The sequence below is a fragment of the Oscillospiraceae bacterium genome (assembly GCA_035353335.1).
GTDB lineage: Bacteria > Bacillota > Clostridia > Oscillospirales > JAKOTC01 > DAOPZJ01.
In genome coordinates this window covers 2,673-5,728 of sequence record DAOPZJ010000080.1, presented here as the reverse complement: position 1 = coordinate 5,728, position 3,056 = coordinate 2,673, and the positions used below count along the sequence as shown (strand labels likewise).

Below are 3,056 nucleotides of genomic sequence, written 5' to 3'. Positions count from 1 at the left end.
CTTCTGCCGAACGAAGGCGTTTCGATCGACGACTATGTTAACTCGCTGACCGGCGACGGGCTTATCGCTACGCTGAAAAGCGTTAAAGAGGCCAGTGTGCAGGCACAGCTGCCTAAATTCAATTATGAATACAAGATCAAGATGAACGACGCGCTTGCGGCGCTCGGGATGCCGACCGCGTTTACGTCCGGCGCTGATTTTTCGAAGATGTCGAATCTGCCCGCCGGTAAGCTTGTAATCGGCGAAGTGATTCACAAGACCTATATCGAAGTCACCGAAATCGGAACAAGAGCCGGTGCGGTCACTGAAGTCGGAATGCAGCTGACTTCGATGCCGATATTCGACCACACCGTCACGCTCGACCGCCCGTTTGTCTATGTAATCGTCGACAACGCGACCAACTTGCCGATTTTCATCGGTACGGTGCTCAGTGTTGCCTGAGACGGAATGCCACCCCAATAGGGCGCAGCAAACCGTTTTATATAGAAATCCGCCTCCGGTTAACCCGGGGGTGGGTTCCTTTTTAAGAAGATTGCAATTTAGAAGGAATAGATGTAATATGGCATTATTAATTCCGTAATCTCTGATTGAAAACGACAGTGTTTGAGCGCAAAATTATTTTGAATTTTTTTAGATAACCTATTGACTGCGGCGTTGCGTCGGGGTTTATGATGGTATCATCAACAGGACGGGAGTTGGACGAAATAGGCGAACTGATTAAAATTCGTGAAGTATCATTGAAGTATGGTATTTCTGCAAGGGCTTTGAAGTATTATGAGGACATGGGGTTGATCCAAAGCGTAAAAGGCAATGATTATGCGTACAGAATGTATGACGACGCCAATGTAAAACGACTGGAGCAGATTTTGATTCTGCGTAAACTCAACATCAGTATCAAGGACATTCAACGTATTTTTAACACAGCCGGTTCGGAAGTTGTTTTGGAAGTGCTCGGGAAAAAGGTCAATGATATTGATGAGGAAGTTGCGCTTCTGCATGAATTAAAAGAGATTGTGATTGCATTTATCCGCCAAATTGAACAGGCCGATTTCACGAAGGATTCCGACGTAAAACTGTTATATGACAAGGCAAAGGAAATTGAAACGCAGCTTGTGAATGTAGAGTATACCGGCAACCCCTCACCGGTGAACCGGCTGTTTGAAGTGGCGGATAAGCTGGAGGAAAAAGCCGCATCCAGATTGTCGATCCCCGAAAATGTCATGAAGCGGATGCTGCAAAATGTCTATTTTATTTGGGGGAGCAACGAGGGAATCGCAGTGGCGGATGAGCTCGGGCGCAGATACGGCATTTTTGTCTACCACACCTGTAAAAACCGGAAAAAACATTCTCTGAATGCCGATCCCCGGTTTCAGCCGGGATTATGCCGCTTTGAAGAAAACATCCCGGATTTTTGGTCGCTGGACCCGGATGATGCCATGCAGTGGGAGCATGATATCGTGCACGATTTCACGCCGATGGTGATTATGGATTTGATTCAACTGTCGGCAACGCATGATAAGATCATCTGTGAAAACGATATTGACATCGACAGCATCATTCAATTTGTAACACATGCCGTTCAAATCTCCAACGACAAAACATGGGACAATTTTTTCGACCGGTATGAAAGCGAGATTCGTTGTCGTGATATTTCCGAAGATGAAAAAGAAAAGTTGAGTCAAAAGGTAAATGCACAACGGGTTAAAAGCAAATGCGAATTTTTCCGCAAAACGAACCAATACGGGATAAAACATATGATGTGGGATGAGCATTCAACCGTCGAACAAACTGCGGATGAAGTTGCAGAGTATTTTGGATTATTTCAAGCTTAATATTGGCAGGTGGAAACCAAAGCGACTCGCCCTCGGTTTATCCGGGGGCGGGTTTCTTTTTTGGCAAGAACTGTGCTATAATCAATTTTAGTACGGAGCGGAGGAATGAGAATATGGATAACACGTTTTATGTGGATACATTTCCGGGGAAAAGCGACGATGAGCAGATTGCCTCTTGTTTAAACGAAGCAAAACAGCAAAAAGGCAGCACGGTGATTTTTCGCGGGCGAGAGTTTATAATTTCGAAAGCAATTGAAGTCGGCTCGGATATGACCGTGATCGTCGACGACTGCACGATCAAACAGGCCGATGAGGCTTATGACAACGTTTTTCGCGGAGCGAATATCAAACTCGATCCAGAAAAGCCGTATGAACATGCACTCGAGATTACGCAATTGGAAAACGTAAAAATTCTGGGGCGCGGAAAAGCCGTGATCGAGGGCTGCGAAAAAAACCGCAGGGGTTTTCACACGGTTTTAAACGAAGAACAGGACATGACCGGCGATTTTTGGGGCTGGCGCACTTATCAGGTGTTATTCTGCAATGCCAAAAACCTCGAGATCGCGGGGCTGACGTTTATCAAGAACCGCTGCTGGTGCATCACGATCGATTTTTCGATTGAGGTTTACGTGCATGACCTTTCGATTTTTTCAACGGTGAAAAACGGCGACGGGGTACACTTTATGTCCGGCTGTCACGATATTTTGGTTGAGCGGATCAAAGGGCGCACTTCCGATGACACGGTGGCGGTGCAGTCGGGACTGCTGTGGTTTACGTTCCCGTTCCGCAATTACCTCTATCCGTTTACCCCCGCAAAATGTATTTATGATAAGCTCACAACGCGAGAAATGGATTGTCACGACATCGTAATCCGAGACATCACGTCGGGCGGCAGGCACCACAATATCGCTTGCGTGTCGATGTTCGATACCTGCATTTACAACCTGACGATTGAAAATATTCGCGACACCTGCCGCGACGAACCCTATCCGGCGACGGTGATGTTATATGCCGGAATCTATGACGTACCGGGTACGCTGCGCGACATCACGGTGCGCGGCGTCCATTCGATCGCCGACACCTGCGTCACGACCAATTGCAATATCGACAATTTTCTGCTGTCCGACCTGCATCAATACGGCGTCGGCTGTCGGTTTTTGGGCTCGTTTCCGTATCTGACGATTAATCGAACAATATAAGGCATGACGACCTTGTTCCCGCTAC

Annotated in this window: 3 protein-coding genes; all 3 read left to right on the top strand. The window is 47.1% G+C overall.

Translation table 11 applies throughout. The features are described from left to right. A partial coding sequence (locus tag PKH29_11945) for a serpin family protein (protein ID HNX15549.1) occupies nucleotides 1-441 on the top strand: 441 nt, incomplete at its 5' end. Nucleotides 442-695: 254 nt separating this feature from the next. Beyond that, on the top strand, nucleotides 696-1,832 hold the full coding sequence (locus PKH29_11940) for a MerR family transcriptional regulator (GenBank protein HNX15548.1): 1,137 nt from the start codon (nucleotides 696-698) through the stop codon (nucleotides 1,830-1,832). Nucleotides 1,833-1,945: 113 nt separating this feature from the next. Next, complete coding sequence (locus PKH29_11935) at nucleotides 1,946-3,031, top strand: hypothetical protein (protein ID HNX15547.1); 1,086 nt, start codon at nucleotides 1,946-1,948, stop codon at nucleotides 3,029-3,031. Nucleotides 3,032-3,056 lie beyond the last annotated feature (25 nt).

Excerpts from the sequence above, each read along its gene's own strand:
- PKH29_11935 (HNX15547.1), top strand. The coding sequence starts at position 1,946 with ATGGATAACACGTTTTATGTGGATACATTTCCGGGGAAAAGCGACGAT.